The organism is Candidatus Saccharibacteria bacterium (genome assembly GCA_016789455.1).
GTDB lineage: Bacteria > Patescibacteriota > Saccharimonadia > Saccharimonadales > Saccharimonadaceae > CAIJKY01.
Genome location: JAEUQU010000002.1, coordinates 344,087 through 369,041, shown reverse-complemented (window position 1 = coordinate 369,041; position 24,955 = coordinate 344,087). Strand labels below are relative to the sequence as shown.

Annotated in this window: 32 protein-coding genes; 8 read left to right on the top strand and 24 right to left on the bottom strand. The window is 58.1% G+C overall.

All coding sequences use genetic code 11. The annotated features are described in order from the left end of the window. Positions 1–127 precede the first annotated feature (127 nt). The 3 genes from JNJ66_02930 (at position 128) to JNJ66_02920 (ending at position 1,668) form a co-directional block, all read left to right on the top strand. Positions 128–634 (top strand): hypothetical protein, encoded by a 507-nt coding sequence (locus JNJ66_02930; GenBank protein MBL8159386.1) that lies wholly within the window; start codon positions 128–130, stop codon positions 632–634. Between the two features lie 24 nt (positions 635–658). Further along, the gene (locus tag JNJ66_02925; protein MBL8159385.1) at positions 659–1,072 is read left to right on the top strand and encodes a hypothetical protein; all 414 of its coding nucleotides are present in this window, start codon (positions 659–661) and stop codon (positions 1,070–1,072) included. A 158-nt stretch (positions 1,073–1,230) separates the two neighbouring features. Beyond that, entirely contained in the window at positions 1,231–1,668 is a 438-nt protein-coding gene (locus JNJ66_02920; GenBank protein MBL8159384.1) for a hypothetical protein, read from the top strand. Positions 1,669–1,745: 77 nt separating this feature from the next. Here the strand turns inward: JNJ66_02920 and JNJ66_02915 are convergent, their stop codons facing one another. Both JNJ66_02915 and JNJ66_02910 read right to left on the bottom strand, forming a co-directional pair. After that, the gene (locus JNJ66_02915) at positions 1,746–2,231 is read right to left on the bottom strand and encodes an NUDIX domain-containing protein (GenBank protein MBL8159383.1); all 486 of its coding nucleotides are present in this window, start codon (positions 2,229–2,231) and stop codon (positions 1,746–1,748) included. Positions 2,232–2,234: 3 nt separating this feature from the next. Then, the gene (locus JNJ66_02910; GenBank protein MBL8159382.1) at positions 2,235–2,774 is read right to left on the bottom strand and encodes an inorganic diphosphatase; all 540 of its coding nucleotides are present in this window, start codon (positions 2,772–2,774) and stop codon (positions 2,235–2,237) included. A 147-nt stretch (positions 2,775–2,921) separates the two neighbouring features. On the opposite strand from JNJ66_02910, the gene JNJ66_02905 reads away from it, so the two are divergent. Beyond that, complete coding sequence (locus tag JNJ66_02905) at positions 2,922–3,614, top strand: glycerophosphodiester phosphodiesterase (GenBank protein MBL8159381.1); 693 nt, start codon at positions 2,922–2,924, stop codon at positions 3,612–3,614. 129 nt (positions 3,615–3,743) lie between these two features. On the opposite strand, the gene JNJ66_02900 is transcribed toward JNJ66_02905, so the two are convergent. From JNJ66_02900 to JNJ66_02885, 4 genes are all read right to left on the bottom strand, one after another. Continuing rightward, the gene (locus tag JNJ66_02900; GenBank protein ID MBL8159380.1) at positions 3,744–4,682 is read right to left on the bottom strand and encodes an FAD-dependent oxidoreductase; all 939 of its coding nucleotides are present in this window, start codon (positions 4,680–4,682) and stop codon (positions 3,744–3,746) included. 32 nt (positions 4,683–4,714) lie between these two features. Then, positions 4,715–4,960: a glutaredoxin family protein gene (locus tag JNJ66_02895; protein ID MBL8159379.1), complete on the bottom strand. Its 246-nt coding sequence runs from the start codon at positions 4,958–4,960 to the stop codon at positions 4,715–4,717. A gap of 83 nt (positions 4,961–5,043) precedes the next feature. Next, entirely contained in the window at positions 5,044–5,496 is a 453-nt protein-coding gene (locus JNJ66_02890) for an FKBP-type peptidyl-prolyl cis-trans isomerase (protein ID MBL8159378.1), read from the bottom strand. Between the two features lie 152 nt (positions 5,497–5,648). Then, complete coding sequence (locus JNJ66_02885) at positions 5,649–7,430, bottom strand: ABC transporter ATP-binding protein (protein ID MBL8159377.1); 1,782 nt, start codon at positions 7,428–7,430, stop codon at positions 5,649–5,651. A gap of 111 nt (positions 7,431–7,541) precedes the next feature. Here JNJ66_02885 and JNJ66_02880 point away from each other — a divergent pair, with 111 nt between their 5' ends. After that, positions 7,542–7,856, top strand: a complete 315-nt coding sequence (locus tag JNJ66_02880; protein ID MBL8159376.1) for a hypothetical protein — start codon at positions 7,542–7,544, stop codon at positions 7,854–7,856. A 118-nt stretch (positions 7,857–7,974) separates the two neighbouring features. Here the strand turns inward: JNJ66_02880 and pheT are convergent, their stop codons facing one another. Genes pheT through JNJ66_02865 form a run of 3 tightly spaced genes read right to left on the bottom strand, consistent with a single transcriptional unit; the run spans position 7,975 to position 11,781 of the window. Beyond that, positions 7,975–10,509, bottom strand: a complete 2,535-nt coding sequence (pheT, locus tag JNJ66_02875) for a phenylalanine--tRNA ligase subunit beta (protein ID MBL8159375.1) — start codon at positions 10,507–10,509, stop codon at positions 7,975–7,977. Further along, positions 10,506–11,522 carry a phenylalanine--tRNA ligase subunit alpha gene (gene pheS / locus JNJ66_02870; protein ID MBL8159374.1) on the bottom strand — a complete coding sequence of 339 codons (1,017 nt, stop codon included), beginning with the start codon at positions 11,520–11,522 and terminating at the stop codon, positions 10,506–10,508. The genes pheT and pheS overlap by 4 nt, the downstream gene beginning before the upstream one ends. Positions 11,523–11,541: 19 nt before the next feature. Beyond that, the gene (locus JNJ66_02865; protein ID MBL8159373.1) at positions 11,542–11,781 is read right to left on the bottom strand and encodes a hypothetical protein; all 240 of its coding nucleotides are present in this window, start codon (positions 11,779–11,781) and stop codon (positions 11,542–11,544) included. 88 nt (positions 11,782–11,869) lie between these two features. On the opposite strand from JNJ66_02865, the gene JNJ66_02860 reads away from it, so the two are divergent. After that, positions 11,870–12,889 carry an aquaporin gene (locus JNJ66_02860; protein MBL8159372.1) on the top strand — a complete coding sequence of 340 codons (1,020 nt, stop codon included), beginning with the start codon at positions 11,870–11,872 and terminating at the stop codon, positions 12,887–12,889. 66 nt (positions 12,890–12,955) lie between these two features. Next, positions 12,956–13,306, top strand: a complete 351-nt coding sequence (locus JNJ66_02855) for a signal peptidase I (protein ID MBL8159371.1) — start codon at positions 12,956–12,958, stop codon at positions 13,304–13,306. 5 nt (positions 13,307–13,311) lie between these two features. Here JNJ66_02855 and JNJ66_02850 read toward each other — a convergent pair whose 3' ends face one another. Further along, complete coding sequence (locus tag JNJ66_02850; GenBank protein ID MBL8159370.1) at positions 13,312–14,400, bottom strand: DNA recombination protein RmuC; 1,089 nt, start codon at positions 14,398–14,400, stop codon at positions 13,312–13,314. A gap of 34 nt (positions 14,401–14,434) precedes the next feature. Further along, a complete protein-coding gene (locus tag JNJ66_02845; protein ID MBL8159369.1) occupies positions 14,435–14,905 on the bottom strand; it encodes a hypothetical protein in 471 nt (156 codons plus the stop codon). A 114-nt stretch (positions 14,906–15,019) separates the two neighbouring features. Here JNJ66_02845 and JNJ66_02840 point away from each other — a divergent pair, with 114 nt between their 5' ends. After that, entirely contained in the window at positions 15,020–15,526 is a 507-nt protein-coding gene (locus tag JNJ66_02840; GenBank protein ID MBL8159368.1) for a hypothetical protein, read from the top strand. 58 nt (positions 15,527–15,584) lie between these two features. Here the strand turns inward: JNJ66_02840 and JNJ66_02835 are convergent, their stop codons facing one another. The 13 genes from JNJ66_02835 to JNJ66_02775 all read right to left on the bottom strand — a co-directional run bounded on the left by JNJ66_02835 (position 15,585) and on the right by JNJ66_02775 (position 24,955). Further along, a complete protein-coding gene (locus JNJ66_02835) occupies positions 15,585–16,115 on the bottom strand; it encodes a phosphatase PAP2 family protein (protein MBL8159367.1) in 531 nt (176 codons plus the stop codon). A 27-nt stretch (positions 16,116–16,142) separates the two neighbouring features. Further along, a complete protein-coding gene (locus JNJ66_02830) occupies positions 16,143–17,189 on the bottom strand; it encodes a DUF475 domain-containing protein (GenBank protein ID MBL8159366.1) in 1,047 nt (348 codons plus the stop codon). A 50-nt stretch (positions 17,190–17,239) separates the two neighbouring features. Then, complete coding sequence (locus JNJ66_02825; protein ID MBL8159365.1) at positions 17,240–18,061, bottom strand: hypothetical protein; 822 nt, start codon at positions 18,059–18,061, stop codon at positions 17,240–17,242. Between the two features lie 58 nt (positions 18,062–18,119). Continuing rightward, entirely contained in the window at positions 18,120–18,530 is a 411-nt protein-coding gene (locus tag JNJ66_02820; GenBank protein ID MBL8159364.1) for a hypothetical protein, read from the bottom strand. Between the two features lie 109 nt (positions 18,531–18,639). Beyond that, a complete protein-coding gene (locus JNJ66_02815) occupies positions 18,640–19,170 on the bottom strand; it encodes a phosphatase PAP2 family protein (GenBank protein ID MBL8159363.1) in 531 nt (176 codons plus the stop codon). A gap of 179 nt (positions 19,171–19,349) precedes the next feature. After that, a complete protein-coding gene (locus JNJ66_02810; protein MBL8159362.1) occupies positions 19,350–19,949 on the bottom strand; it encodes a hypothetical protein in 600 nt (199 codons plus the stop codon). Positions 19,950–20,051: 102 nt separating this feature from the next. Continuing rightward, complete coding sequence (locus tag JNJ66_02805) at positions 20,052–21,098, bottom strand: hypothetical protein (protein ID MBL8159361.1); 1,047 nt, start codon at positions 21,096–21,098, stop codon at positions 20,052–20,054. Between the two features lie 87 nt (positions 21,099–21,185). Beyond that, complete coding sequence (locus JNJ66_02800; protein ID MBL8159360.1) at positions 21,186–22,115, bottom strand: prepilin-type N-terminal cleavage/methylation domain-containing protein; 930 nt, start codon at positions 22,113–22,115, stop codon at positions 21,186–21,188. Continuing rightward, entirely contained in the window at positions 22,115–23,020 is a 906-nt protein-coding gene (locus JNJ66_02795; GenBank protein ID MBL8159359.1) for a prepilin-type N-terminal cleavage/methylation domain-containing protein, read from the bottom strand. The genes JNJ66_02800 and JNJ66_02795 overlap by 1 nt, the downstream gene beginning before the upstream one ends. 12 nt (positions 23,021–23,032) lie before the next feature. After that, positions 23,033–23,686, bottom strand: a complete 654-nt coding sequence (locus JNJ66_02790; GenBank protein MBL8159358.1) for a prepilin-type N-terminal cleavage/methylation domain-containing protein — start codon at positions 23,684–23,686, stop codon at positions 23,033–23,035. Positions 23,687–23,748: 62 nt separating this feature from the next. Next, on the bottom strand, positions 23,749–24,369 hold the full coding sequence (locus tag JNJ66_02785) for a type II secretion system protein (protein MBL8159357.1): 621 nt from the start codon (positions 24,367–24,369) through the stop codon (positions 23,749–23,751). Between the two features lie 91 nt (positions 24,370–24,460). Further along, positions 24,461–24,625: a hypothetical protein gene (locus JNJ66_02780; GenBank protein ID MBL8159356.1), complete on the bottom strand. Its 165-nt coding sequence runs from the start codon at positions 24,623–24,625 to the stop codon at positions 24,461–24,463. A gap of 132 nt (positions 24,626–24,757) precedes the next feature. Then, the gene (locus JNJ66_02775) at positions 24,758–24,955 is read right to left on the bottom strand and encodes a hypothetical protein (GenBank protein MBL8159355.1); all 198 of its coding nucleotides are present in this window, start codon (positions 24,953–24,955) and stop codon (positions 24,758–24,760) included.

Genomic DNA, 24,955 nt, shown 5'->3' with positions numbered 1-24,955 from the left:
ATGGCTTATCGCCCTTCTGATGAGTCCCGCCGTTACGGCAAGGACGAAACGGTTTGAATTTATTTACTTTTTATTTTACTGTAATACTGTCGAAGTAGACTCACCCCTGTGACCCGAGAGGACACGCATGCAACGGCACACTGCCCAGACCATCAGCTTCGGCGGCAACTGCGAGCAGACGCTGTGGTACATGATCGACCTGCACGTCGCGCTGGGCTACGGCCCGGAGTACGACAGCACGGTCGACGAGCGGAGTTCTGGCATCTTCGTTGATGGCCAGCTCTACACCGACTTCGTCCTCGTCCGCGAAGTGCCCCTGCCGCGCGCCGAGAAGGAACGTCTGCGCCGGCCCATCGAGGACGCCCGGCTGGACATCAGCCTGCCGGTCGCCATCTGCAGCTTCGTTGGCGACGACACGCCGTTCAGCTACGTCGTGGTCGATCTGTATGCCAGAAAGGTATCGGGCAATGCCACCGGTGGAAACATCGTATCGCTTCGCCCAGAGTTCGACGACATTTCCGGCGTGCCACAACTGCAGTTCGGACTCGTCATCAGGCCAGTCATCGCTCAGGACGTCAGTGAAGACGACCTGGCACAGCTCGAACGCTTCACCGCCCCCGCCGAACAGGACTGACGACAACACGAAAGCGAGACCGACATGGAATGCCGCTACCCCGACAGCCTCTATCTGCCCTTCGACACCGTCAACCACCTGTGGCGGCTCTGGAGGCTCGACAGGCGCTACACCATTCCCGCCGGCGGCGCCTCGGATGACGCCGCCGCGCAAGATGTCACGCTCACCATCATGGTGGACGAGCGCGAGTACCCCATCGACATCCAGCAGCCCTACGCGCTGCCGGCCAGGGATATACCGCCTGGCAACTACCCCGTGGCCGCCGGTTCCTACCGCGACGATGACGGCACCGAAGTGTACTTCGTCGTCGAGCTGGAGGCCCAGAACCTCATGGGCGCCGAGCCCGACCGGGCCCTCACCGTCCGCCAGGTGCTCTACACCGGCGTCGACCCCAGCCTGCTGGACGACCCGCGGATCTTCGACATGACAGACCACTGAGTCCGTCCCCACCGAGGCCAGCTCCGCCCGCAGACACGCGGCGGAGCTGGCCTCTTCACTTAAATACAACGGCCTTTCGCCTTCTTTTTCTTGACTTGCCCCATGCGCTCTGGTGTCATATGTTAGTCAGTCCTACAGCGAGCGTTCCGGGAGGAACAATGACCGTACAGCAAACTGTCCGTCTGGCCTTCGGCCTGGAGGTCCAGCAGACGCTGCGCGCGGCACTGCAGCTGCGCACCTGGGTGTTCACGCCCAGGCGGCCCGCTGGTGCCGTGATGCCGACGTCCAGCTTCCCCGTCGAGGTGGACGGCAGCATCCGGACGGCCCGCCTGGTGCGCATCCTCGATTTCACCCAGGCCTTCCAGCTGATGCTGCTGACGCACCAGACCGAGGCCCGTGTGATCTGCGAGCCGATCGCAGTCTGCACCTACACCAGCGACACCGGCGAGGAGTGCTACTTCGCAGTCATGCTGCACGCCCGGCCCGCCACCCAGCTGGCCGCCGCCGGCGGCGCACTGCTGCCCAGTGAAGTCATCGTCACCGGTGACGACGCCTCGGCGTTCGAGCACGACACGTACCGGCCGCGGACCGCCTGAGCCAGGCCGGCCCTGACACAAACTGCCCCGTCGGATTCTTCCGGCGGGGCAGTATTTCATTAGTGTGTACAGTTCTATTACGGCGAGGTATCAAGCAGCCCATGCTCCGCCACATACGCAAGCGCTTCAACATGGGTTTTGTTCGTCAGCTTTTCCCGTACAGCATCAAAGCGGAGCCATTCTGCCTTATCATGCTCCGAGCTTAGCTGTACCGGCGGCTTCACATCTTCGACCGTGACGGTAAACAGCAGACGTACGATAATGACGCCCTCATGACTGTCATCGACGAATGCATACAACAGGCGCAGCTGCGATGGATCAACCAGCAGCCCGGTCTCTTCCAAAATTTCACGTGCTAACCCCTGGTTGATCTGCTCCCCGACATCGATGATACCGCCTGGCACATCAGGCTTATGGGCCGACCGTGGGTGAGTGCTGCTGCGTCTCAGGACGACTATATTATCATCCTGGTCACGCACCAGTGCTTTGCACGAAACGACATGGCGGCGTCCGCCAGTAAGGATAAGACTCTCTGCCTCGCCGTCCTTCTTGGCCCGCTCCACTCCCTAGACTTCCAGTCCAGTTTTAGCCCGCTCAATAGACTCGCGGATAATCGCCTTGGCAGCCTCGGCATCGCCCCAGCCTTCAACGACGGTCGAGCCTGGCTTCTTGAGGTCCTTGTAGTGGGCAAAGTGGTGCTCGACCTTCTGCTTCCAGCGCTCACCAAGGTCGTCCAAGGTCTCGATCTTGTTGCCATCATCGCGGTTGTCGGCTGGCACGACGACTACCTTGTGGTCAGCTTCGCCGTCGTCGATGAAGTTCAGTACGCCGACGATGCGAGCCTCCAGCCAGACGCCGGTCGGCAGCGGTTCCGGGCAGACAATCAGCGTGTCCAACTCGTCTCCGTCTTCGTCCAGGGTGCCAGGGATGAAGCCGTAGTTACACGGCTTGGCGAATATTGCCGGCTCAACGCGGTCCAGCATGAAGGCGGCACGTTTACGGTCCCATTCAACCTTCAGGATGGAACCTTCAGGAATCTCAACGACGGTGTTGACGGTGCCGTCCTGGTAATCGCCAGGGGTCAGTACTTTATTAAAATCGGCCATAGTAAAACTCCTCTTTTGCTTAACAGATATTTCGTACTCCATAAATTGTAGCGTCTCTCTCTGTTACCGTCCAGTCGGTGGCAGCCACTGATGCCGCTGTAAGAAAATCTACTAGACGCATCGCGCCGTAGCCTATACGCTAGGGCTATGTTAGTTATCGGACACCGGGGCGCCCGGGGCCTCAAGCCCGAGAATACCATTGCCAGCCTGCGCACCGGGCTTGATTTGGGTGTCGACATCATTGAGTTCGACGTGCGCCTTACCAAGGACAAGATTCCCATCCTCAGCCATGACCCGCTCATGCTCCGCATCCATCACGATCCCCGCTTCATCAGCATGCTAACGCTCAGCGAGCTGCAGAAGCGCACCGGTGGAGGCCCCTCACCCATCGTCACGCTGGAGGCCGCCCTCAAGGAGTGTGTCGGCAAGGTCATGATCAATATCGAGATTAAGACGGCGGCGGCTGTGCCACACGCCCTGCCCCTGATAGAAAAGTACGTTAAGAAGAAGGGCGACTGGGAGCAGTTCATCTTTTCGTCGTTCTCCACCCGCGTACTGACGCGCGTCCGTAAGGCTGCGCCGTACGCGCAGTTGGCCCTGCTACACCGTCTCAACCCGCTCCTGTTCCTGCAGCACTACAACAAGCTCAACCTGGTGGCTGTCGGCTTTCATCGGCTACACATCAACAGCTTCGTGCTGGCGCTGACGAAGAAACTGAAGCTCTTCACCTATGTCTACACCGTCAACCGTCCCGAAGCGGCCATCAGACTCGCAGAACGCGGCGTCGATGCCGTCGTCACTGACCGCCCTGATCTCATTTTGGACGTACTGGCTGAGTAGCCACTTCTCAAGGTGTATCCTGGGGTATGTGAAATCTGTTTCTAGACAGATTTCAGCCTAACGCTTTAAAAGACTTCCAGTGGAAGTCTTTTAAAAAAGTGACCGCAGGATACACCTTGAGAAGTGGCGCTACGCCCGGGGCGCCTCCAAAAATTCACGTATTTTCAGAGCGGCAGTCGCACCCTCGCCGACAGCGCTGGCAATCTGCATAGTGGCACCACTGCGCACATCGCCGCTCGCAAAGATGCCGGGGACAGAAGTGTGCAGATTGTCGTCAGTCTTGATGAGGCCGATTTCGTCCAGCTCCACGCCAGAGCCTTTCAAAAAGCCGGTATTAGGATCCAGGCCAATGAAGATGAAGACGCCATCGGTCTCATACGTCACGGCAGTGTCGCCAGACTTGGCGCGGACGGCCGTCACCTTGTTGTCTTCGGCAACGATCTCATCGATGGTCACACCCAGGTGCACGGTGATCTTGCCTTCGTCCACCATGTGCTGCAGCTCTTTTTGCAGCACCTCGCTGGCGCGGATCTTGGAGCGCACCAGCAGGTCGAGGTGCGAGGTGAAGCGGGTCAAAAAGATAGCTTCCTGTACCGCCGAGTTGCCCCCGCCGATGACCACCAGCCGCCGGTCCCGGTAAAACGCCCCGTCGCAGGTGGCGCAGTAGTGGACGCCGCGGCCATAGTACTCCAGCTCGCCCGGCACGCCGATCTTGCGGTAGTCGCTACCGGTAGCAATCAGCACTGCCCGGGCCTTCAGTTCGCCGTCAGTCGTATCCAGCACCTTGTAGTCGCCGCGGTCCTGGATGCTGCTGACCTCGCCCAGCTCGATCTTGGCACCAAAGCGCAGCGCCTGCTTCTCGAGCTGCTCAGCCAGCTCCAGCCCGCCGATACCATCAGCAAAGCCAGGATAGTTATCGACGCGGTCGGTGATAGCCGCCAAGCCGCCGATAGCACCCTTTTCATACAGGACGGTTTCGATGTCTTCACGGGTAGTGTAGATGGCCGCCGCCAAAGCACTCGGGCCGGCACCGATCATGATGACATCGTGGATAGTGTCGTCGTTCATACAAGCAATAGTCCGATCAATCAGGTTAGAGTTTAGGCTACGATACCCGCCAGGCGCGATGGGTTGTAGCCGACAGAGACTGCTTTTTCGCCGCTCTCATCCTCAACGATGATGACCGGCATGGTGGCGGCGCCGCTGATACGCATGACTTCGGGCAGTACATCCGGCTTTTCGTCAGTATTGATCTCGGTGTAGGCCACCTGCTTGAGCGTCAGCCATTTTTTGACCATGTTGCATGAAGCGCATGCGTTTTTGCTGTATACCGTCACCGTTTTCATGTTGCTACCACCTCTAGTGTTATTTTAGTACCTACCACTATACATAGCGTAGTCTCGCCACGCAATACGCTATATGTAGTAAATTATTCGATACCGACAATTTCTACTACAAAGACCAGCGGTGAGTTCGGCGGGATGCCGTTGGTGCCGCTGGCGCCATACGCCTTGTCGGCCGGAATGGTCAGTTTGCGGACGCCGCCGACCTTCATGCCCGGGATGCCTTCGGTCCAGCCGGCGATCACGCCGTTCAGGCTGAAGCTGATGGGCGTCACCGTGCCATTCTTGTTGGAGCTGTCAAAGATAGTGCCGTCAGCCAGCCAGCCGGTGTAGTTAGCCTTGACGGTCGCCCCGGCAGGCACTTCGGGGCCTTCGCCCACTTTCAGGTCCTCGGTCTTCAGCTCAGTCACGGCAGCCGCATCAAACGTGTCGACGGTGTAGCCGGGCAGCACCTGGTTCTGTGACTGCTGTTCCTTTATCGCCTTGTCCAGCGCGGCCTGCTGATCTTCCTGGTTGCGCGCCACCCGGTCGTTATCCATGATGATGACAAAGTAGAACCCGACCGACCCGACGGCCATGACGATCGCGATCACCCAGATGAAAATACGTTGGCTTTTAGACGTTGCCATAAGAAAAAACCCTGCCTTTCGTTAATCTATCAACAGTGTACCATAGAAGACTGAGAGCCAGCCTAAGCCGCGATCTCGTACGCCTTGAGCTGTTTCTTCGCCTTTTCGGACGTGCCCATCTGCAGCTCCAGCAGCTGGCCGTATATACCGCCGGTGCCCGCCAGTTCGGCCGGCGTACCAATCTCATCGACCGTACCTTTTTTGATGGTGACAATCTTATCGACATGCGCGATCGTCGACAGCCGGTGTGCGATAATCAACGTCGTGCGCCGCTTCATCAGCCGCTCCAGCGCCTCCTGCACCTGGGCCTCGGCGCGGCTGTCCAGGCTGCTGGTGGCTTCATCCAGAATCAGGATGGGTGCATCTTTGAGAATCGCCCGGGCGATTGCCAACCGCTGCTTCTGCCCGCCGCTCAGCTTGAGGCCGCGCTCGCCGATCTCGGCTTCGTAGCCGCCCTTCAGCTTGTTGATAAAATCGTGGGCGTTCGCCGCCTTGGCCGCCGCGACCACCTGCTCGTCCGTGGCATGCGGCAAGGCATAGGCGATGTTTTCGCGGATGGTGCCGCTGAATAAGGCCGGATCCTGGAACACGACGGCGATCTTGTCTCGCAGACTCCGCTGCCGTACCGATGCGATATCGGTGCCGTCGATAGCGATAGTGCCATCCGTCGGCGAGTAAAGACGCAGCAGCAGGTTGGTGAGCGTGGTCTTGCCCTCGCCGCTCTCGCCCACCAGCGCCACCTTGGTGCCCGGCTCGACGGTAAAGCTGACATCGCGCAGCACCGGCTCGTCCGTCTTATACGCGAACGAGACGCCGCGATACTCTATCTGCCCGCGCGCGATGTCGAGCGCCGGCGCGTTCGAGGCATCGTCGATCGCAGGCTTCAGTGACATTACCTTGAAGTAATCCTTGCAGCCGGCCATCGCCCGCTGCGTCTGGTCAACGATGAAGCTCATGGAAAAGATCGGAATACGCACCATGCTGACCAGCTGGATGATGAAGATCATTTCACCGACTGTGAACTCGCGCCCCAGCGTCTTGATAAAGACATACCCGAATATCACAAAGAAAATGGCATTCAGCACCAGCCGCCGCAGTATGTCGTAGTTATGCCACTGCCGCGACTGCCTGTACGTCACCTCGACGGTCTGCTGATAATGCCGCTCAAAATGTTGGAGTTCCAGCCGCTCCTGCACAAAGCTTTTCACCACCTTGATCTGCGCGATAACTTCGGCGAAACGCCCGCTGGCCACATCTGTCTCATGGTTCTTCTTGTCCTGATAGCGCTGCCAGGAGCGGCTGGTCAGCGTAGTCAGCCACAGGAACACCGGATAGACGATGAACACCAGCAGGGCGATTTCCCAACTGTACGCCAATAGCACCACCAGCACGATGACAATAGTCATGATCATGCTGAAGAAGTTATTGGCGAACATGTTCATAAACTGCGTCACCTCAAAGATGGTGCGGTTGAGCCGGTTGATGATAGTGCCGGTCAGCTCCTGGTCATAGTAGCTCTGCGGCAGGCGCAGCAGGTGATGATAATATCGTTCGCTCAGTTGCTTCTTCATCTTGGCCGCCATCACGTCACCAAGGTAGCCGCCCCAGTTGGTAAAGAGCGTATTGGCCACGTCCGCCAAGAGCAGCGCTACCGCCAGCCAGATGATGTACGTATAGTCGGCCGGTTTACCCTCGATGACCGCCACTACGGCATCTGTCGCCAGCTTGATGATATAGGGCGCTGCCAGCGCCGACAGCGACATCAGCAGGGCGAAAATGGTGATGCCGGTGTAGTACGGCCACAAGTTGCGGGCGTACAGTAGGGTTCGTATCAATGCATGCATAGCTATGTATTGTATAGCGCGGTGCGCGCCCTGTCTATTGCAACATTTTGATTTTTATGATTTGATAAAGTTACACTCCAACGCCTTGGAGTGACCGGACCGGAACACAGAGTGGAGTTTTTAATGATCGACGTAGCCTACCTCGCATCAACGCTCCCGCCCGACTACGACGGGATCTACAGCAACGGACAGCTCCTGGTCTTCATCCTCGCCTGGATCGGCGTGGCGCTGTGGGGCATCCTCTCGGGCGGCGACACCTTCGCCTTCGTCGGCTGGGGCATGATCGCCTGCCTGCTCATCGCCATCCTGATCTACCTCTTCACGGTGGCTCCCTTCATCATGCTGGTCCTGGTGCTGATAGGCCTGGTGGCGGCGGCTGTGAGCTTCCTGCCCAACAGCAAGCCACCCGAGCGGCCCAAGCCGTAGGGCGCACATCCTGCGGCATACAGCCCACCCGCTTGTCAGCACTCTGGTTCCGGGCCAACAACAGAACAGGGCGTGTGCGCGCCCTGTTCTCGGAACTTCCCAGTACCCTATACCCTTGCTATACCAGCTCCGCCCGGAGCTTTTCTTTTGCCGTTTCGGCGATGCGCGCCACGACATCGTTGGCGGCCTCAGCCTTGATAGTGGCCTGCGGGTCAGCCAGAGCGATGCGCAAAGTGATAGTCTTGAGTTTGTCTTCCGGCTTCTGGTAGATGGACTGCGGCTCGACACTGCTGCCAAATGCGGTTGCTGCCAGTACGGCCTGCACGGTCGTCAGTACATCCGCGTACGGCGTTCCGGCCGGCACACGCAAGCTTACGTCACGCGTGGTGCCCTGGTAGCGCCCCAGTGGCGTATATGACGAATCGGTCGAACGGGCGGCATCCAGCAGTGCCAGATCAATCTCGAAGCCGGCGATGACCTGCGGCAGCTTCATGGCGCTCCGCACCCGGCCGTTTACTTCACCGATAAGCCCCAGCGGCACGTCGCCGGCATACACCATGGCCGCACGCTTCGGTTCGTAGACCGAATCACGCAGCTTCAACCAAGACGGTACGGCCGCGCTGACCAGTGGCTCGTAGCGCAGACTGACACTGAGGCTGGCGGCAAGCATATCCAGGTATTGTTTCGCCTGGTAGTACGGCGCGCCATCATAGCGTCCGGCAAGCTTGTCCTCGACACTGAGCACCAACGCCAGCATCGGCCGTTCAACCGGCAGGGCCGGTAACGTCCGGCCATCGCTCTCGGTTTCCAGCCGGCTGTGCGTCTTGTTCATCTCAAACAGCGCAAAAGCACCGTAGCCCAGTTTGTGATTGGCGTGGACGCGGCTCAGCAGACTCGGCAGCAGACTGGTGCGCAGGCAAGCCAGTTCCGGCGACAGTGAGTTGACCAGGCGGTATGCCTGCTCGGTAGTCTCGCCGGCTTTTTCGAGCAGCTGGCCAGGAATGAAGTTGTACGTCAGGACCTCGTTGGCACCGCCACGCACCAGGCTGCGGCGGACGCGTGACCGGGTCTGCTCAAAGACACTGGGCATCACCGCCGCAAAAGGTCGCAGCGGCAACTCAGGCGTGATGTCATCAAAGCCGTTGATGCGGCCGATTTCTTCGGCTATATCCTCGATTATATGAATATCCGCCCGCCAGTACGGCACTGTGACCAACAGCTGGTCGGCAGTCTGCAACTGGCGCTGCTCAACAGCGAATTCGACGCGGCGCAATGTTTCGGCGATAGCCTCCAGCGAGTATGGCGCACCCAGGATGGCGCTGATCTGCTGCGCTTCCACAGCGACGGTCGACGGCTCGAACGGCACGGCCAAAGTATCAACGATGTCGCTGACGGGCGCCGCACCGGTCAGGTCGGAAAGCAGCGCGACCGCAGACGCCAGTACCGGCGCGGTCTGCACGGCCGATTGTCCTTTGGTAAAGCGTGTGATGGCTTCACTGAAAATGCCGTGGCGCATCTGCGTAGTACGCAGGCGGAACAGGTCGAAGGTGGCAGACTCCAGCAAGACGCGCTTGGTGCTGCTGTCGATTTCGGTGCTGGCGCCGCCCATGGCACCCGCCAGTGCAATCGGTACGGAACCGGCGCAGATGACGATGTCGTCGTCAGCCAGCGTGATGGTGCGTCCGTCCAAAAGCTCAAGTGTCTCGCCTTGGCGGCTCTCCCGCACGATGATTTCCGCTTTGTGCTCCGGATGGACGGCCAGCACCTTATCCAGGTCGAAGGCGTGCAGTGGCTGCCCCGTCAGGTACATCAGGTAGTTGGTCACATCAACCACGGCACTGATCGGGCGGATGCCGACGCGGGCCAGCCAGGTCTGCATGGCGAAGGGAGAGGCTTTGGCAGCATCGACGCCGTCCAGCGCGATCACCTGGTAGCGGGCAGAGACGTTCGGATCGGCCACCGTCGCCGTCACTGCCACCGGCGTGATGCCGTCGGGCAGCGGAATCTGCGGCGTCGTGGCCAGCAGCCATTCCGGCGTCGTGAAAGCCTTGCCCTGGATGGCGGCGATCTCACGGGCAAAGCCGATCAGGCCAAAGCAATCCGGCCGGTGCGTCAGGGATTTGTTTTCAATATCAATCAGGTAGTCATCGAGTGCGTACGCATGGGCAAAGCCCGTACCGGGCGTCGCCTCTATCTCAACTTCGACGATGCCGTCATGCTCCTCACCAACGCCAAGTTCACGGGCGCTGGCCAGCATGCCGTTGCTCACCACGCCGCGGAGCGGCCGGGCTTCCAGGATGATCGGGCCGGCATCGCTGAATGTGCTGGGCACGGTAGCACCAGGGGGCAGCCAGACGGCAGTGATGCCTGCACGCACGTTCGGTGCGCCGCAGACCACTTCGACCAGACCATCCGCCAAACGGGTGACACCTGGCGTTACGCCGCCGTCATCAATGTGCACCACATGCAGCTTATCGGCGCTGGGATGTGGCTGTTCGCGCACTACCTTGACGATGACCGCACCCTTATATTTGTCGGCCAACGACACGACTTCCTCAACCTCGACCAAGCGTGCGCCAATCAGCGTCACCAGCTCATCGACCGGCACGTCGACAGCCACGAATTGCTTCAACCAGTTTAATGAAATAATCATGCGAATTTCCTCAAAAAATTAAGCTTGGCGGATTCGAAATGACGGACATCCTCGATGCCATGCGCCAACATCACCAGACGGTCCAAACCGCCGCCCCACGCGAAGCCGCGGTACTTGGCCGGGTCGATGCCGGCTTCTTTCAGGACATTGGGATGGATCATGCCGCAACCAAGCATCTCAAGCCATTCACCAGGCTTGCCCCCAAGAGCCGCTGGTTTCTCAATGGCAAATTCCAAACCGGGCTCGACGAATGGGAAATACGCCGGTTGCGTCTTGATCTTCAGTGTCTGCCCGTAATACGTCTCAAAGAAACTGCGCAGCACGGCCAGCATCTGCGCCAGGCTGGCGTCGCGGGCAACGTACACGCCTTCCACCTGGTAGAACGTGTGCTCATGCGTGGCATCGACGTCTTCGTTGCGGAAGACGCGGCCGTAGCTGATGGAGGCGATGGCCGTGCCCTGCTCCAGTCCGGCACGTCCCGCACGCAGGATGCGGTTCTGCATGGTGCTGGTGTGGGCTGGCGGAATCAGTCCTTCTTCGGTCCGGAAAGTGTCGTAGCCGTCGCGGGCGGGGTGGCCCTCCGGGAAGTTCAGCGCGGTGAACATATTGTAGTCATTATCAAGCTGGCGCGACTCGACGGCCGCAAAGCCCATGCGCGTGAAAATATCGATGACCCGCTCCAGCTCGCTCATCAGCGGGTGGGCACTGCCCTGCGTGGTCGGCAGCAGCTGCGGGCGTGGCGGACGCCCGACTGAAACATCGAATGGCGCGGTCACGTCAATCGGTGTAATGGCTGCCGCTTCGGCCTCGGCCTGTCGCTTGGCCACGATGGCCGCCAGCTCCTGCTTCAGCGTGTTGAGGGCCTTGCCGTACGCCGGCTTATGCTTATCGTCGACCTGCTTGATGCCGGCCGCCAGTTTTCCAAGTTCCGGCGCGCGCAGCACGGCCGCCGGATCGTCACTCGTTTTGGCAGCAGCCTTGAGGGCGCTGCCGACTTTCTTGATCTCTTCCATGAATTACTCTTCCTAAAAATTACCCGCGGTTGACGAACATGAACACACCCAGCACCACCAGGGCCAGGATGACGATCACGATCCAGACGGCCGTCAGCGGGCTGGCATCTTTGGTGTCTTTCAGATAACTGCTATCGTCGAGCGTGTCAGGTTGCCCGCCGCCCATCTGCTGGGTACGCTTTGCGCGCTCCTGCAATTCGGCCGCCAGTTTTTCCTGCAGCTTGGTGCGTTCTTCGGTCTGTTTTACAAATAATGCCATGCGCCTGATTATACAGTATTTTCAGCTTGCATTTTTTGCATTATGATATATTCACAACTAATTCATTAAGAGGGGAATAAGTTCGCTTATGGCCAAAACCACCAAGAGTCCTAAAAAGACCGCAAAGGCTGCGAAGACCACCGCCGCCAAGACGTCTGACAAAGCCAGCAATTCTGTGTCGGCAGTCGAAGCAACCGCACCTGAAAAAGTGACGAGAAGCGAAGTAAAATCTGAGACCGTCGAGTCCGCGACCAAGACCACGGCAACCACCGCCCGCCGCCGTCGCAGCAACAGCCTGAGCTTTATGGAGCGCGTCCGCATCGGCCTGCGTGATGCCAGCCCCAGCCGTATCCTGGCTGAGTTCGTCGGTACCTACATCCTGACCAGCATCGTCGTCGCCATCCTGGGCGGCAAGTTCTCGCCCATCAGCTACTTCGTGCCGCAGAACGTGCTCGAGCAGCAGCTCAACGTCGGCCAGGGCCAGAGCCTGACCGCAGCCGTCGACCAGCTGCTACAGCAGAGCGGGGTGATTCCATTCGTCGCCACGGCCGTCTTTGCCGCCCTGGCCTACGTCATCATCACGCTGATCATCGGCCGCATCTCCGGCGCCCACATCAACCCGGCCATCACCATCGCCCGCATGACGCAGCGTGTCACCCGCCTCGGCGAAGGTACGCTCTACATCGTCGCCCAGGTGTTGGGTGCCATGCTGGCCCTGGCTATCGTTTCCACCGTCGGCGGTATCGACCCGGACAACCTGGTCCTGCACCGCGCCGACTGGAACCTGTTCTACGGTGAACTGCTTGGCTCACTGGTCTTCGGCTTCGGTGTCGCCAGCGCAGCGCTGTACACCCGCGCCATGGGCAAGCAGGCCCTGGTCATCGGTGGTTCCTACCTGCTTGGGGCCATCATCGCCACCATGGGCGGCGCCCGCGGCTTCCTGAACCCGGCCCTGGCCGTCGGCACCAACGCCACCGCCACCGGCGACAACAGCCAGTGGTGGATGCTCGTCGCCTCCTACGTCGTCGCTCCTGTCCTGGGTGCGACCATCGGCTACGCGCTGTACCGGCTGATCAGCCGGGAGCATCGGCGCAGTGCTGAAGCCTAGGCTTTAACGGTTTGCATAAAACACCCCGCAGTAACGCGGGGTGTTTTAGTTTGGTATCATCGTAGTATGAACATACAAGTTGGCAATGCCGCAAGCGACACTTCCCACAACGACTGGTTCGTCGGCCATTTCATGGAGAAAGAACTGGGACTGCAACACAGCACGGATGTTGAAATAAAATGGGGCAAACACCCTATCGGCGACGGACGTGCAGAGTGGGGTGCAAGCGATTTTAGCACTACCATCAGTATCCTGATTTCTGGCAAGTTTGAGATTGAGTTCCGCGACAGGACCGTCGTGCTTGCGCAGCCGGGAGATTATGTCATGTGGCCCAAAGGTTGTGAGCATAAGGCACGCGCCCTAGAAGAGTCAGTCGTACTGACCGTACGCTGGCCATCCCAGGTTCCAAAAGCCTAGAGCCTTTATGGCTCGTCATTGACAGGCCGATCAATCACCACCGGCTCCACCCCCGGCTTCGTCCCGGCTATCTTGATAATATCCTTATCCACCTTCTTCAGTTCCTTGTGCGCATTGTTGAAGTGGTTCACCGTCGTGCCCAGGCTGTTGCCCAGCTTCTGCATCAGCCCGTCATACGTCTCCAAATGCCGCCCCAGCTGCCCCACGCGCACCTGGATGTCTTTGGCCTGTTCCTCGATCTGCAGGCTGCGCAGGCCCTGCAGGACCGTCTGCAGGTACGCCATAAAGCTGGTAGGGCTGACGATGATGACGTGCCGGTCGCGGAAGGCATACTCAATCAGGTCGCGCGAACCGGCGCCGATGACGCCTACCTTGTTGATGAGCAGGTCGTAATACACTGCCTCGCTCGGGATGAACATGAAGGCAAAATCCATAGTGCCTTCCGCGGGGCGGATGTACTTGGACGTCTCATCGATGCGCAGTTTCAGGTCGGCGCGGATCTGCCGTGCCAACAACTCGCGCTTCGTCTTGTCTTTCTCGTCTACCAGGCGGTTGTAATTCTCCAAAGAAAACTTGGAGTCCACCGGCAGCATCTTTTTCTTTTCCAGGTGAATACAGGCGTCGACGATCTCCCCGTCTTTGAACTTGTGCTGCAGGGTGAAGCGCTCTGGCGGCAGCACGTTCTCCAGTACAGATTGCAGGAAATACTCACCTAGCACACCGCGCTGCTTGGGATTCTGCAGCACGTTCTGCAGCGTCTTCAGTTCATCGGCCACATCCACGACGCGCCGATTGGTCTCATCGAGCTTGCTCAGCCGCGTCGAAATGTCAGCGATGATACGCGCGCTCTGCTGAAACTGCCGCTGCATGGTCTGCGAGACGAACTGCTGGTTCTGATCCATCTTCAGGCTCAGTTTGTCAGTCAGTGAGTCTTTCAGCAGCAAGACGTCCTTGCTGAGCGTGTCGATATCCTGCTTGATGAGCGTTGCGGATTGCTGGTTCTCTAAATTTTTCAGCCGCCCCATCAGCACCGCGATAGTGATGATAAAGCCAAGGATTACCACGGCGATAGCCGCAAATAGCAATAGTTCCATAGCCCACCATTATACAGCTTTAGCTTAGATTTGCTTAACTGGCAATAAACCAGCGCAGGCCGAACATGACGAGCAACAACAGAATAAACGCAATGACAAAATTGCGCACCCGCAGCACCCAGTAAAAGACCACGTAGCTGATAGCTACCAGCAGGCTGACCAGCGCAAAGAACAGGTACGGCGATTGCTCGGACATGGTTCCAAACAGCTGCGGCAACGACCAGAACAACAGTACCGGCGGCAGTGCCACCAAAGCCGGCCGGAAGACGCGTTCACGGGCGAACCAGCCGATAGCGATCAGCGCGCCCAGGATAAGCGAAATGTTATAGCCCAGGTTCAAAGGGTGGGCACAGGCGGTGGCGTTGCTGTCGCGGCACAGCACCGGTTCGATCAAAAAAGTCGCCGTCGCCCAGGCAATCAGCATCATCAGCGCAGTACCGAACAGGCCGGTCAGCAGGACGGTCAGGATTTCTTGGCGGCGAGGGGTAAAGTAGGCGTGTTCCATTTTTACTACTATAAACTATAGTAATGAAATTACAAGATTATTATGTGTTGACTTGATTTTGTACAGCCTCATGTCATAATTCAATGAAGATCACCGGGTGGAGTATGGAGATGTATGTCACAGCGTTCCGAAATTGCCGAAAGGGAGAAAGTCGCCCTTTTCAACTTAGAAGAACTCCGCAGAAAATACGACGAGCTGACTGCCAGCTTCGATCAGCTGCGCAATAAGGTATTAGCGTTTATCGCTGGTGAAATCGCACTGATAGCTTTTTTATTCAGCAACGGCATCACGATTCCGGGCACGGTCTTTGGCGTCTTCTTCTTCCTGTTTGGCAGCGGTAGTATCACGGCATCGTTCATATTGCTCGGCATCAGCCTGCGCGGCGCGACGTGGCACTCCCCGGGGTCTACCACCCCCAGCCAGACCACCAGCAGCCTCGGCGCCCTGAACAAGGCTTACAAAAACTACTCCGCCGCCATCAACAACAATATGACCATCTACTCCAAGAGGAGCAGGATGTTTGACAACGCATTAACTTTGCTGCTGATAGGTGTTATAATATTGCTAGTAATTAAGTACGGACAAGGAGAGATTCAATGGCCAAACATCGTCAAAACATAGTCCTGCCGTCTACTCCCTCGGGCGACGGCCCTGAATACACGGTTATTCACAAGGGCGCTTAGGACGAGCGCTTTGATCTGGTTGACTTCGTCACTGTAGTCTTCGATTTTGCTTGTACGCCCGGCGTCCCATACGCCTGCCGGAACCGGTGCCCGTACCACAGCACGCCCGCCAGCGCCGCGCAGAGCGCCCCGCCGATGACATCCAGCGGCGTGTGCACGTGTGCCAGCACGCGGCCCAAGGCGACCAGCACCGCCATGGTGAGCAGTGCGATGCCCAGCCTCCTGCGCTGCGTGGCGGCATACGTCACGATAACCGTCGTAAAGACCAGCAAGGAGTGGTCACTCGGGAAACCCGGATTCGGCAGATAGCTGGCGCCCGGCTTGATGCCCATGGTCTCAAACGGGCGCTCGCCCTGGTAAAACTGGGCGATAATCTTAGCAAATAACAGTGCGGTCAACGCCACTACGACGCCGCGGGCAATGGCCTGCCAGCGTTTTTTTGCAGGCAGCCGCAAGACAGCCCAGGCAGCCAGCAGCAATATCGGCGCAACCAGATAGTCGGCGAGGAGGATGATCAGAAATTCCATCGTTGCTATTATACCGCACCCGGCAGGTTATGCTCTGACCGTCTTTGCTTTGTGTTTTGCATTGGTTTTGCTGAAGCGGACCGAGGCGATGATTGACGCAACGATGATGGCCACACCCGCCAGCCCCGTAAAGACCTCCGGCACATGGATAGAGGTGTGCACCAGCAATACCAGCGCCAGCAGGCCGATGGCATAATGCGCCCCCTGCTCTAAAAACACATATTTGGAGAGTGTCTTGTGGCGTACGAGATAGACGGTCATAGAGCGCACCCAGACAGCGCCGGCACCCAGGCCCGCAGCAATCAGGATGACATTGTTGGTGATGGCAAAGGCACCGATGACACCATCGAGGCTGAACGAGGCATCCAGCACCTCAAGGTACATAAAGCCCGCAAAACCGGCCCAGCCCACCATTTTTCCAGCGCTATGCGCCATCTTGCGCGACTCCAGGAACACGATAAGCCCGTGGATGACCAAATGCGTGGCAATACCGATCGCGCCCGCCAGCGCCAGCTCACCAAACCGTTCCCGGGCCAACAGGAAATTAGCCCCCACTACCAGCACCGCCACGATAAGCGTATGCGTCAGCCAGTGGCGCGGCAGCCGCCGGATAGTAGCTTCAAACGGCCTCAGCCAGGGCTTGCCGTCGTTCTCGTGCGTGAAGTAGTAAAAGAATACCATCAGCAGGAAAGCGCTGCCGAACGCCGCGATGGCCGGCATCGACTCCTCGAGCTGGTGCGCATACGCCTCGGAGTCATTAAGCGCCATATCAAGCACATCCCCCACCGCCAGCTGCCCGGTAATAGCCACCAGCACCAACGGAAAGACAATACGCATGCCAAAGACGGCAATGGCGATGCCGATGGTCATGAATATCTGCTGCCAGACATGCGACAGCCGATCCAGCATCTTGGCGTTGATGACGGCATTTTCAAAGCTGAAAGTGATTTCCAGGACGATCAGCAACGCTGCCGTCAGGGCGGCTGCCGGACCCATGTAGTACCAGACGGCGCCCGCTACTGCCAGGGTTGAGAACGCGGAGAACCAGAAGATTTTGATTTGTTCTTTTGTCATATCCATACTACTGTATCATGAAAGTTTGCCGAGCTGGTTGACGCTCGAAATTACCATGTCACTTTTGGATGCGTATTGTAAAACCACTCCGTGATGTCGTGGTGCTCCTGCTTATTGCCGTCAGGATGCAAGGTATCAAGCGCCCTATACAGGGCGTCCAGAATGAGCAACGCTCGCTTCGTGCCGGTCTCTATACTGGACCAGCATTCGCCAAGTGCCGCATGCAACACATCGTCAGGTACATCATCAAAACTATTCAAGGTAAATTGGTTATTGCTAAGCTTTTGCTTGAAACTTGCAGCCAATTCTTCAGCCGCCTGGTCATACGGCTGCTTATAGAAATGTTTCACCAGAGCGATTTCGCGGCAAAACACCTCATACTCCTCAACCCAATGCGCTTTCTCGTTTTCTCTGAACTTATTTTGGAGATGGTATTCATAATGCAGCAGCTCATGATACAGCACCACTCCCCGCCACTTAGCCGTGATATCGTCGACGATAGGCAAAAATATCGTGCGCGGACCTTCTGAATACCGGATTTTATTTTGCAGTTCCTTGAAGTACGGATGCAGCCGTGCATCAGTCCTGGCTATCGGCACTATGGCGACATCTTTTTCTGACGTCTTATACCATGTCAGTCCCCATGTCTGTTTTTTACGATCAAAAAATGGCTCTCCATGACCGCCGCCGTCCGTACAATACGCAAGCTTTGACATCAGTTCCGCATGCATCGCACCTTCACAGTTCACGGCCAGCTTATACAGGCAGTCGACCCACGCCTGAGCCTCCTGCTGCCGACGCCAAGCACGCCACTTTTTGTTGTAGCGTATGTCGTAGCGAGGATTGTGGCGGGCGGCTGCAGATTGTTTCATAGGAGATAAGTATACCAAATAGAAAGAGGCAGACCGACACAGATCTACCTCTCTTGTACTAGGTGATGGTCACCTTGATGTGGCGGCCGCCGTGGATGCCGAAGTCGGAGTCATCCTCGACGTAGTAGGACTTGCCGCTTGGGCCCTTGCACTGGGCCTTGACGAAGGCGGCGTAGTCGCCAGAGCCGCCCGGGAAGTGCACCAGGATAGTGCGGGACTTCCCACCCCACCGGCTAGGGGCAGCGTCGGGCCAGATATTGAGCTTGGCGCTGGTGATGATCGCGCCCTTTTCACCACCGCCGTAGTACCCGCCGGTCTCGCAGACCGAGTCGGAGACGGTGACGGTCACGGAGACCACCTTGTAGCCGGCGGACGCCGGCGCGACTTCGGCGGAGGCCGGGGTGATGCCGATTGCCGTCAGTCCCGCCATCAGGGCGGTGAGCAGGACGGCACGTAGCAGGTTGAGCATGACAAAACTTCAGGTGATGGTAGGTGCGAAGCGTGATCAGTCGATCTGTGTCGGTCTCGAACAGTATGTTGGCACACTTTTGTATTTTTGTCAATAGTGTTTGCTAACACTACATCATCCCGAAGAATCGCAGTGAAGAGAGATACACCAACCCCAACACCCAACCACCCACCACGTCCAAGACGTAGTGCGCCCCCAGATACACGCGCGAGAAACCTACCATTAGCGTCACTACGATGGCGACCAGCCATAGCACCAGGTGCCAATGCACATCAACGAACGGAATCAAAGCCATGGCACTGACGCCATACGCCGCAATAGCACCAAAGGAGTGTCCACTTGGGAAACTGTAGGTCTTGGTCCACATGGCCTTGGCATACGGTGTGTCCGGCCGGCGGCGGCGAAAATATGCCTTCAGGATGAAGCTGAAGCCGATGGCGATGATGGTCAGCACGTATACCCACGCCAGCCGCCACTCCTGTGCCAGGTACGAAAAGTAGATGCCCGCCATCATAATCAGGCCGACGATGACCGCTCCTCCAAGCTGCGTGATTGCCACCATGAGCGGATACATGTAGCGTGGCAGGCTGGCGATATTGCTTGTCAGCCGCCAGTCCAACGATCGAATTCTCTGAAACATTTCCTCCATTATACCGTATAACTGAAAATCCGCGCCGATGAGACGCGGATTTTCAGCCAATTCTTTGAAATTTCACTGAGATTTAATAACAGTGTCCTAACATAAAGCAGGTATCAGGAGGTGTTGCCACCCATTTCCTGATACCTGCCCCTGGATTGTCGCTTTGTAGCTTGTAGAAACTACAGGTTGCTAATCGTGTTAGCGAACTCGTTCTTAATGGCCTCAAGCTCGTTGCCGTAAGCGTCGCGAGCAGAGTTGAAGCTGTTCATGAACTGGTCCTTGACGACGTTAGCGTTGTGGCCCATCGGGCTCAGGCTGGCGGCGAACTCGTTCTTGGCAGCGTCAAGCTCGTTGAAGTAAGCAGCCTTGAGGTTGTTGTAGCGGTCGATGAACTGGTCCTTGCTCTCAGCGATGTTGGCAGCCTGCTGCACCTGTGCCAGGAAGTCGGCGCGGGCTTCGGCCATACGCTCAAAGTAGGCGTTAGAGCTGGCGGTGAAGGCAGCTGCGAACTCTGAGGTCTCTTCGTCGGCGCCAAGGCCGGCTTCGGCGGTGTCGACGTACCCGCGAACATCGTTGACGAACTCAGTCGAGGCGGCGTTGAAGCGGGTGTTAAGGCGGTTGACGGCGTCAATAGCTTCCTGCTGGTTACCGTAACCAAAGTTCTGGCTTGTGTCTGGGGCGGCGAAGACGACACCGGTCGCACCGGCGACACCGACGACGGCCAGGGCAAAGATACCCTTCTTGATCATGCTAGAGTCGAATTTGCTGGACTTAGTCATAAGCGTTACTCCTTCTTTGTAGCGCTGCTGGCATGCAGGCAGATTAATGGCATTAGCATTGTTTGCGATATTGTTTGCAAATCAGTAAAACAACGTATGTAATTATATCCTAACGCGCTTGCTACGACCAGTCCTAAACAGCTCAAACATGGCCTGGAGCGTTCCGAACACTAGTAGGAGGTATGCATACACCGCAGTATTTTCGGCAACAGTGGCCATATCGAGCACCTGGAAGACCACGATTGCCACGATCAGGAAGATAGCCACTGCGAATGTAGTGCGTGAAGCAGCCCCGCGCAGGATGGCCACGATGGCGTACACCAGCACGAACCATTGCCCCAGTTCCACACTGTAGGCCGCACCAAAAGCGATAGCGGCCAGCGCTGGATACTGCGCCCAATCGAGCAGTCGTTTATAGAGGCTGCGAGTGCCGTCAGCCTTCTGGGAAGATTTCTCTTCTGCCTGTTCGGCTGCCTGTGCGCGGCTGACGGCCGAGACCTTCCCCTTTTTGGCGGCGGGCCTTGGCGGCGGATTGTAAATCTTGGCGACGGTCTCAGGCTCGGCCTGCGGCAGCGGCGGCGTCAGTTGGCGGGCAGCCGGGATGTGGACGGGCGTCTCCGGCACGGCCGGTTCGGTCATGATGAAATCGAGTTCGTTGAGCAGCTGCTCCGTGGGATCGAGACTGGCCTTAGGGGCGCGCGCTACTCGCGGCGCAGGTGGAGCGGCCGGCTTTGCAGTACCGGCGCGCAACGGACGGCGCGGTGTCAACTTCATGGCCGCCGGTCGGCTGCGCGGCATGACAGGTTCGGTACTTACCGGCCGTTGTGTGGCCGGGCGGCCGAGCCGTACCGGTTCAGTGGAGCGTGGCGTCACCGTGCGGACCGGGTTGGCTCCTGGGGATCCAGGATGACGCTTGGTGGCAGCAGTGGACGGACGTGCCGGACGTGCTGCAGCGGCTGGCCGCACGGGTGACTGGATGGCTGGCTTCGGCTTGGCCGCGGTAGAAGCTTTGGCGGCAGGTGCCACGATGATATCAGGCTTAGCAACCGGCTTGGCCAGCGGCTTCATCTTCGCCTTTTGCGACGCAAACCGCGACGCCACCCGGCGTGGCGCGATACCGTCAATAGAGCGTAGTGGTTTGCTTTGCATCGGTGTGACTTTGGCAGTCCGCGGCAGGCGCGGTAGTTGGTGTGTTTATATTTCTGCTGAGTTAATGCTATTGCTAGTGGCATTATATCACAGCGGTGGACCAGTGGAACTGGCGTTGTTGGCGGTACCGTTCCATATCCAGTTGGCACTGTTGCCGTCAGCAAAGTTGTAGGTACCACTGCCGGCGACACACATGGCAGCATCGGCCCAGATCGTCCGTCCGGAGATGGCAGTTGGCAGCTTGTACTGGATGTGGATGCGACCGGTATTGGCAGGCGCCACAAAACTGAAATTGACCCTTTGCCAACTATCGGTCAAGCCGACCGTTACCATGCCATGAGCTTCCGAAAGATAGTTACCGGCACCGTTATCAACCCGGCCGGACACCTCCAGGTTAGTGCCTGGCGTGCCGGACACGGAAATTGAGCAGGAGTATTGGGTGCCAGCCGTCGCCACTAACCCAGTGGCCCAAAATGCCCCTTGGGCATTGGTCGCACTGTTCGTGTCGGTGCGTACGGAGTAGGTTCCTGAGACCGCCCTGGTATTATCCAATGTCCGCGTGCCGCTGAAGTACCCCGATATATTGCTGGTGTTAACTTCAGCGCTAGGATTGATGATCATATTAGTGATCGCTGCCACGCCACCCACGCCATGTCCTGGGCAACCACCCGTCACGGGAGTCTTGTTGGTGCTAGTCACCTTGAAGCTGGACGCGCCATTAGTGCCGGTGAGGCAATACGTATTGGTAGCCGCATCGTAAGCATACTGGTAGCCGGTATTCGGACTGGCTGGCAAGCCATTACCATTCGTCGGATAGGTGCCCGTCTCCACATTCACCTGTTCTAACTGTTTGGCCGAGGCCTTGAGGTCGGACTGGACCGTTGCCGCCCGCGCCTGCTCCTGCGCCCGCGTGAATGCGCCAATCGCAATCACTGCCAGGATGCCGATGACGACGATGACGATCAACAGTTCAACGATGGTGAAGCCCGAGGAGCGTGCGGTCAATGAACGTGCCATTACAGTGGCGGCCCCGTAGAAGTCGCGCCATGCGCCGCTCCATTCCAGATCCAGTTGGCACTGGAGCCATCGGCGTAGTTATAGAGCGTATTACCTTCGGTGAACATGATGTTGTCGATATACATGGTCGCGCCCGAGGGAGCCGTGCCAGCCTCCCAGCCAACATCGATGTAGTATGAGCTGGCACCAGCCGGCACGGTATACACCTGCGACACCCGCGTCCAGGTGTTGACGGGTACGGTCTTGCTGATTGAGCTGTACGACACACCCGTCCCACGCGGCACGAACAGTATCGTGGCATTCGAGGAATACACCCAGGCCGAGAACATGAAGACCTGGCCGGGGGTCGCCGGAGTTGAGTTGGCGCGGTGGAAACAATAGTTGGTCGTCTTGGTCAGCAGCGTCGAGTAGGTACCGCCCTGTGCCTGCGCCGTCGAGCGGGCCGAGGTGCAGCCGCCACCGCTGTTCAGAGCATAACCAGTCGTCTCGCTGGTAGGATTGGTGATCAGGTTGGTGATGGGTGCCACACCACCCACGCCATGCCCCGGGCAACCGCCTGATACCGGCGTCAAGGCGCCCGTCGTTACTTTGAAGGACTGGCTGCCATTGGTGCCTGTCAGACAGAAGGTATCAGCGGTGGCGTCATACGCATACTGGTAGGCGGTATTGGGGCTGGCTGGCAGTCCACTGCCTGTGGTCGGGTAGGTGCCGGTCTCGGCCTTCGCCTGCTCCAGCTGCTTGGCCGAAGATTTGAGGTCGGATTGGACGCTGGCTGCCCGGGCCTGGTCCTGTGACCGGCTGAAGGCGCCAATGGCCAGCACTGCTAAGATGCCGATGATGACAATGACAATTAAAAGCTCAACTATCGTAAACCCGTTTTGTGCCGTCCGACGCTTCATATCCATACGCCCCATCGCTTAATTCATAGCCGGATTAGGCAATTTCGTGACACACCACCGCCCGCCATCCGCTTCTTCGTAGGTGTACCCTTGGGTGGAAGACGAGGTGGAGAAAGCCGGCCAGCCGACATCATATACTACCTGGCCGACGGTGCACTTGGCCGGTGCCTTGACGAAGTAGTTCATGAACCATTCATGCGGCTGCCCATTGAGCGTTCCGCCAAGCATCTCAAAATATTGGATGCCGGACAACGTTCGCCCCTGCCAGTCGGTCGTCGTCAGGTCTGAAGGGCCGGCCGTGATATCTATGTAGCGGCGGAGTGCATTATGGAAGTTCGGCGAATAGCTATGTTCCGCCGTCGTGCCCTGCCAGATGCAGTCGCCCAGGCCATCGTTGTTCACGTCATTCTTGTATGCTCCCATGCATGGCCACCAGTCGAGATCCGGTGGATAGGCATTGTAGTCTGTAGCGTACGTAATCAACGCCTTGTAATACGCCCCAGCGGTCGATAAGTTCTGCTGGTTCTTGGCCCGCAGCTGGGCACCTGTGTAAGAGCTGACGGCGATGACCGCCAGTATGCCAATCACTACGATGACAACCAATAGCTCAACAATCGTGAACCCTTTCGGTGCAAGCTTTCCAAACTTAGAAGAACGATGACGTATTAGCATAATCTTTATCTCAGTATAAACAGCGGGCATTGCTGATGCAATCCCGACAATACCCAAGGGGACTACAACGTGGCCGGATTCGGCAGCTTTACCAGGCACGTCCGCCCGCCATCAGCCTCCTGCCAAGTGTACCCTGCCGCCGGGCGGGTACTGCTGAAAGCCGGCCAGCCTGTCGTGGTTAACAGATGACCGTACTTGCATGTTTCCGGTGCTTTGATGATATACCCTAAGTACCAATAGTGCGGCTGGCCATCGATGACGCCGTCGGTAATATTCCAGAACGTCACGCCCGAGAGCCGCTTCCCGTTGATATCGACTGTGATGATGTCGGATGGCCCAGCAGTAATATCGACATAACGACGGATGGCGGCATCGAAGGAGGCTGACTTTTGGTGTTCTGGCGTCGTACCCGTCCAGGAGCAATCATAATTGCCGTCATTATTGATATCGGTAGTGCCGGTGCCAAGACAAGGCCAGGTGGTATATCCTGGCGGATAATTACCATTTTCCGTAGCGTAGGCCACGAGCGCCTTGCCATACGCCTGGGCAAGTGAGGTATTCTGCTGGACCTTGGCACGTAACTGTGCGCTGGTGATGGAAGTAATGGCTATGACCGCGAGAATGCCGATGACGACGATGACGATCAACAGTTCAACGATGGTAAAGCCCCGACCCGTGTTCATTACGCTTAAGTATACGGTGCCGCCAGCCGTGATGCATCCAAGGAAAATCCCCCGGCAGTCTCCTGCCGGGGGCACGCGGATTACCGCGCAGTCACACCCGCCGGGCGCCGACGCGCATGCGCCAGGGGTGCGGCGGCTGGTGGTCCAGGCGGACCGGCGGCTTGCCGTAGAAGTGCCATCGGGGAGGCACCACCACGACGATGCCGCTGTGCTGGATGCGGCGCCGGGATGGCGTCCGCAGCTTGTAGGTCAACACGCTGCCCTTCTGCTTGTGATGCGCCCGGATGGCGCACGGCGGGGTTATTATAACACCGCCAAGCTACCTTAGCAGTGATTTGAAAACCCGGCAGGCGGACCTGCCGGGGTGGTGCGTCCGGGTTGTGAATGCCTACTCCGGCTCCGGTGTGCGAAGCTCGCCGCCATGTGTCTTGATCATCTCTTCGACCAGGTAGTCGATGACCATGTCGAGCACCTGCGCCTGGCCGCCCAGGAACAGGTGTGGCCGTCTGGCGGGCCTTGAAGGCCGCAGCAGCACGTCGTCGACGGACAGTCGAAACCTCCGGCGCTTCGGGGTATGGATTCTCAC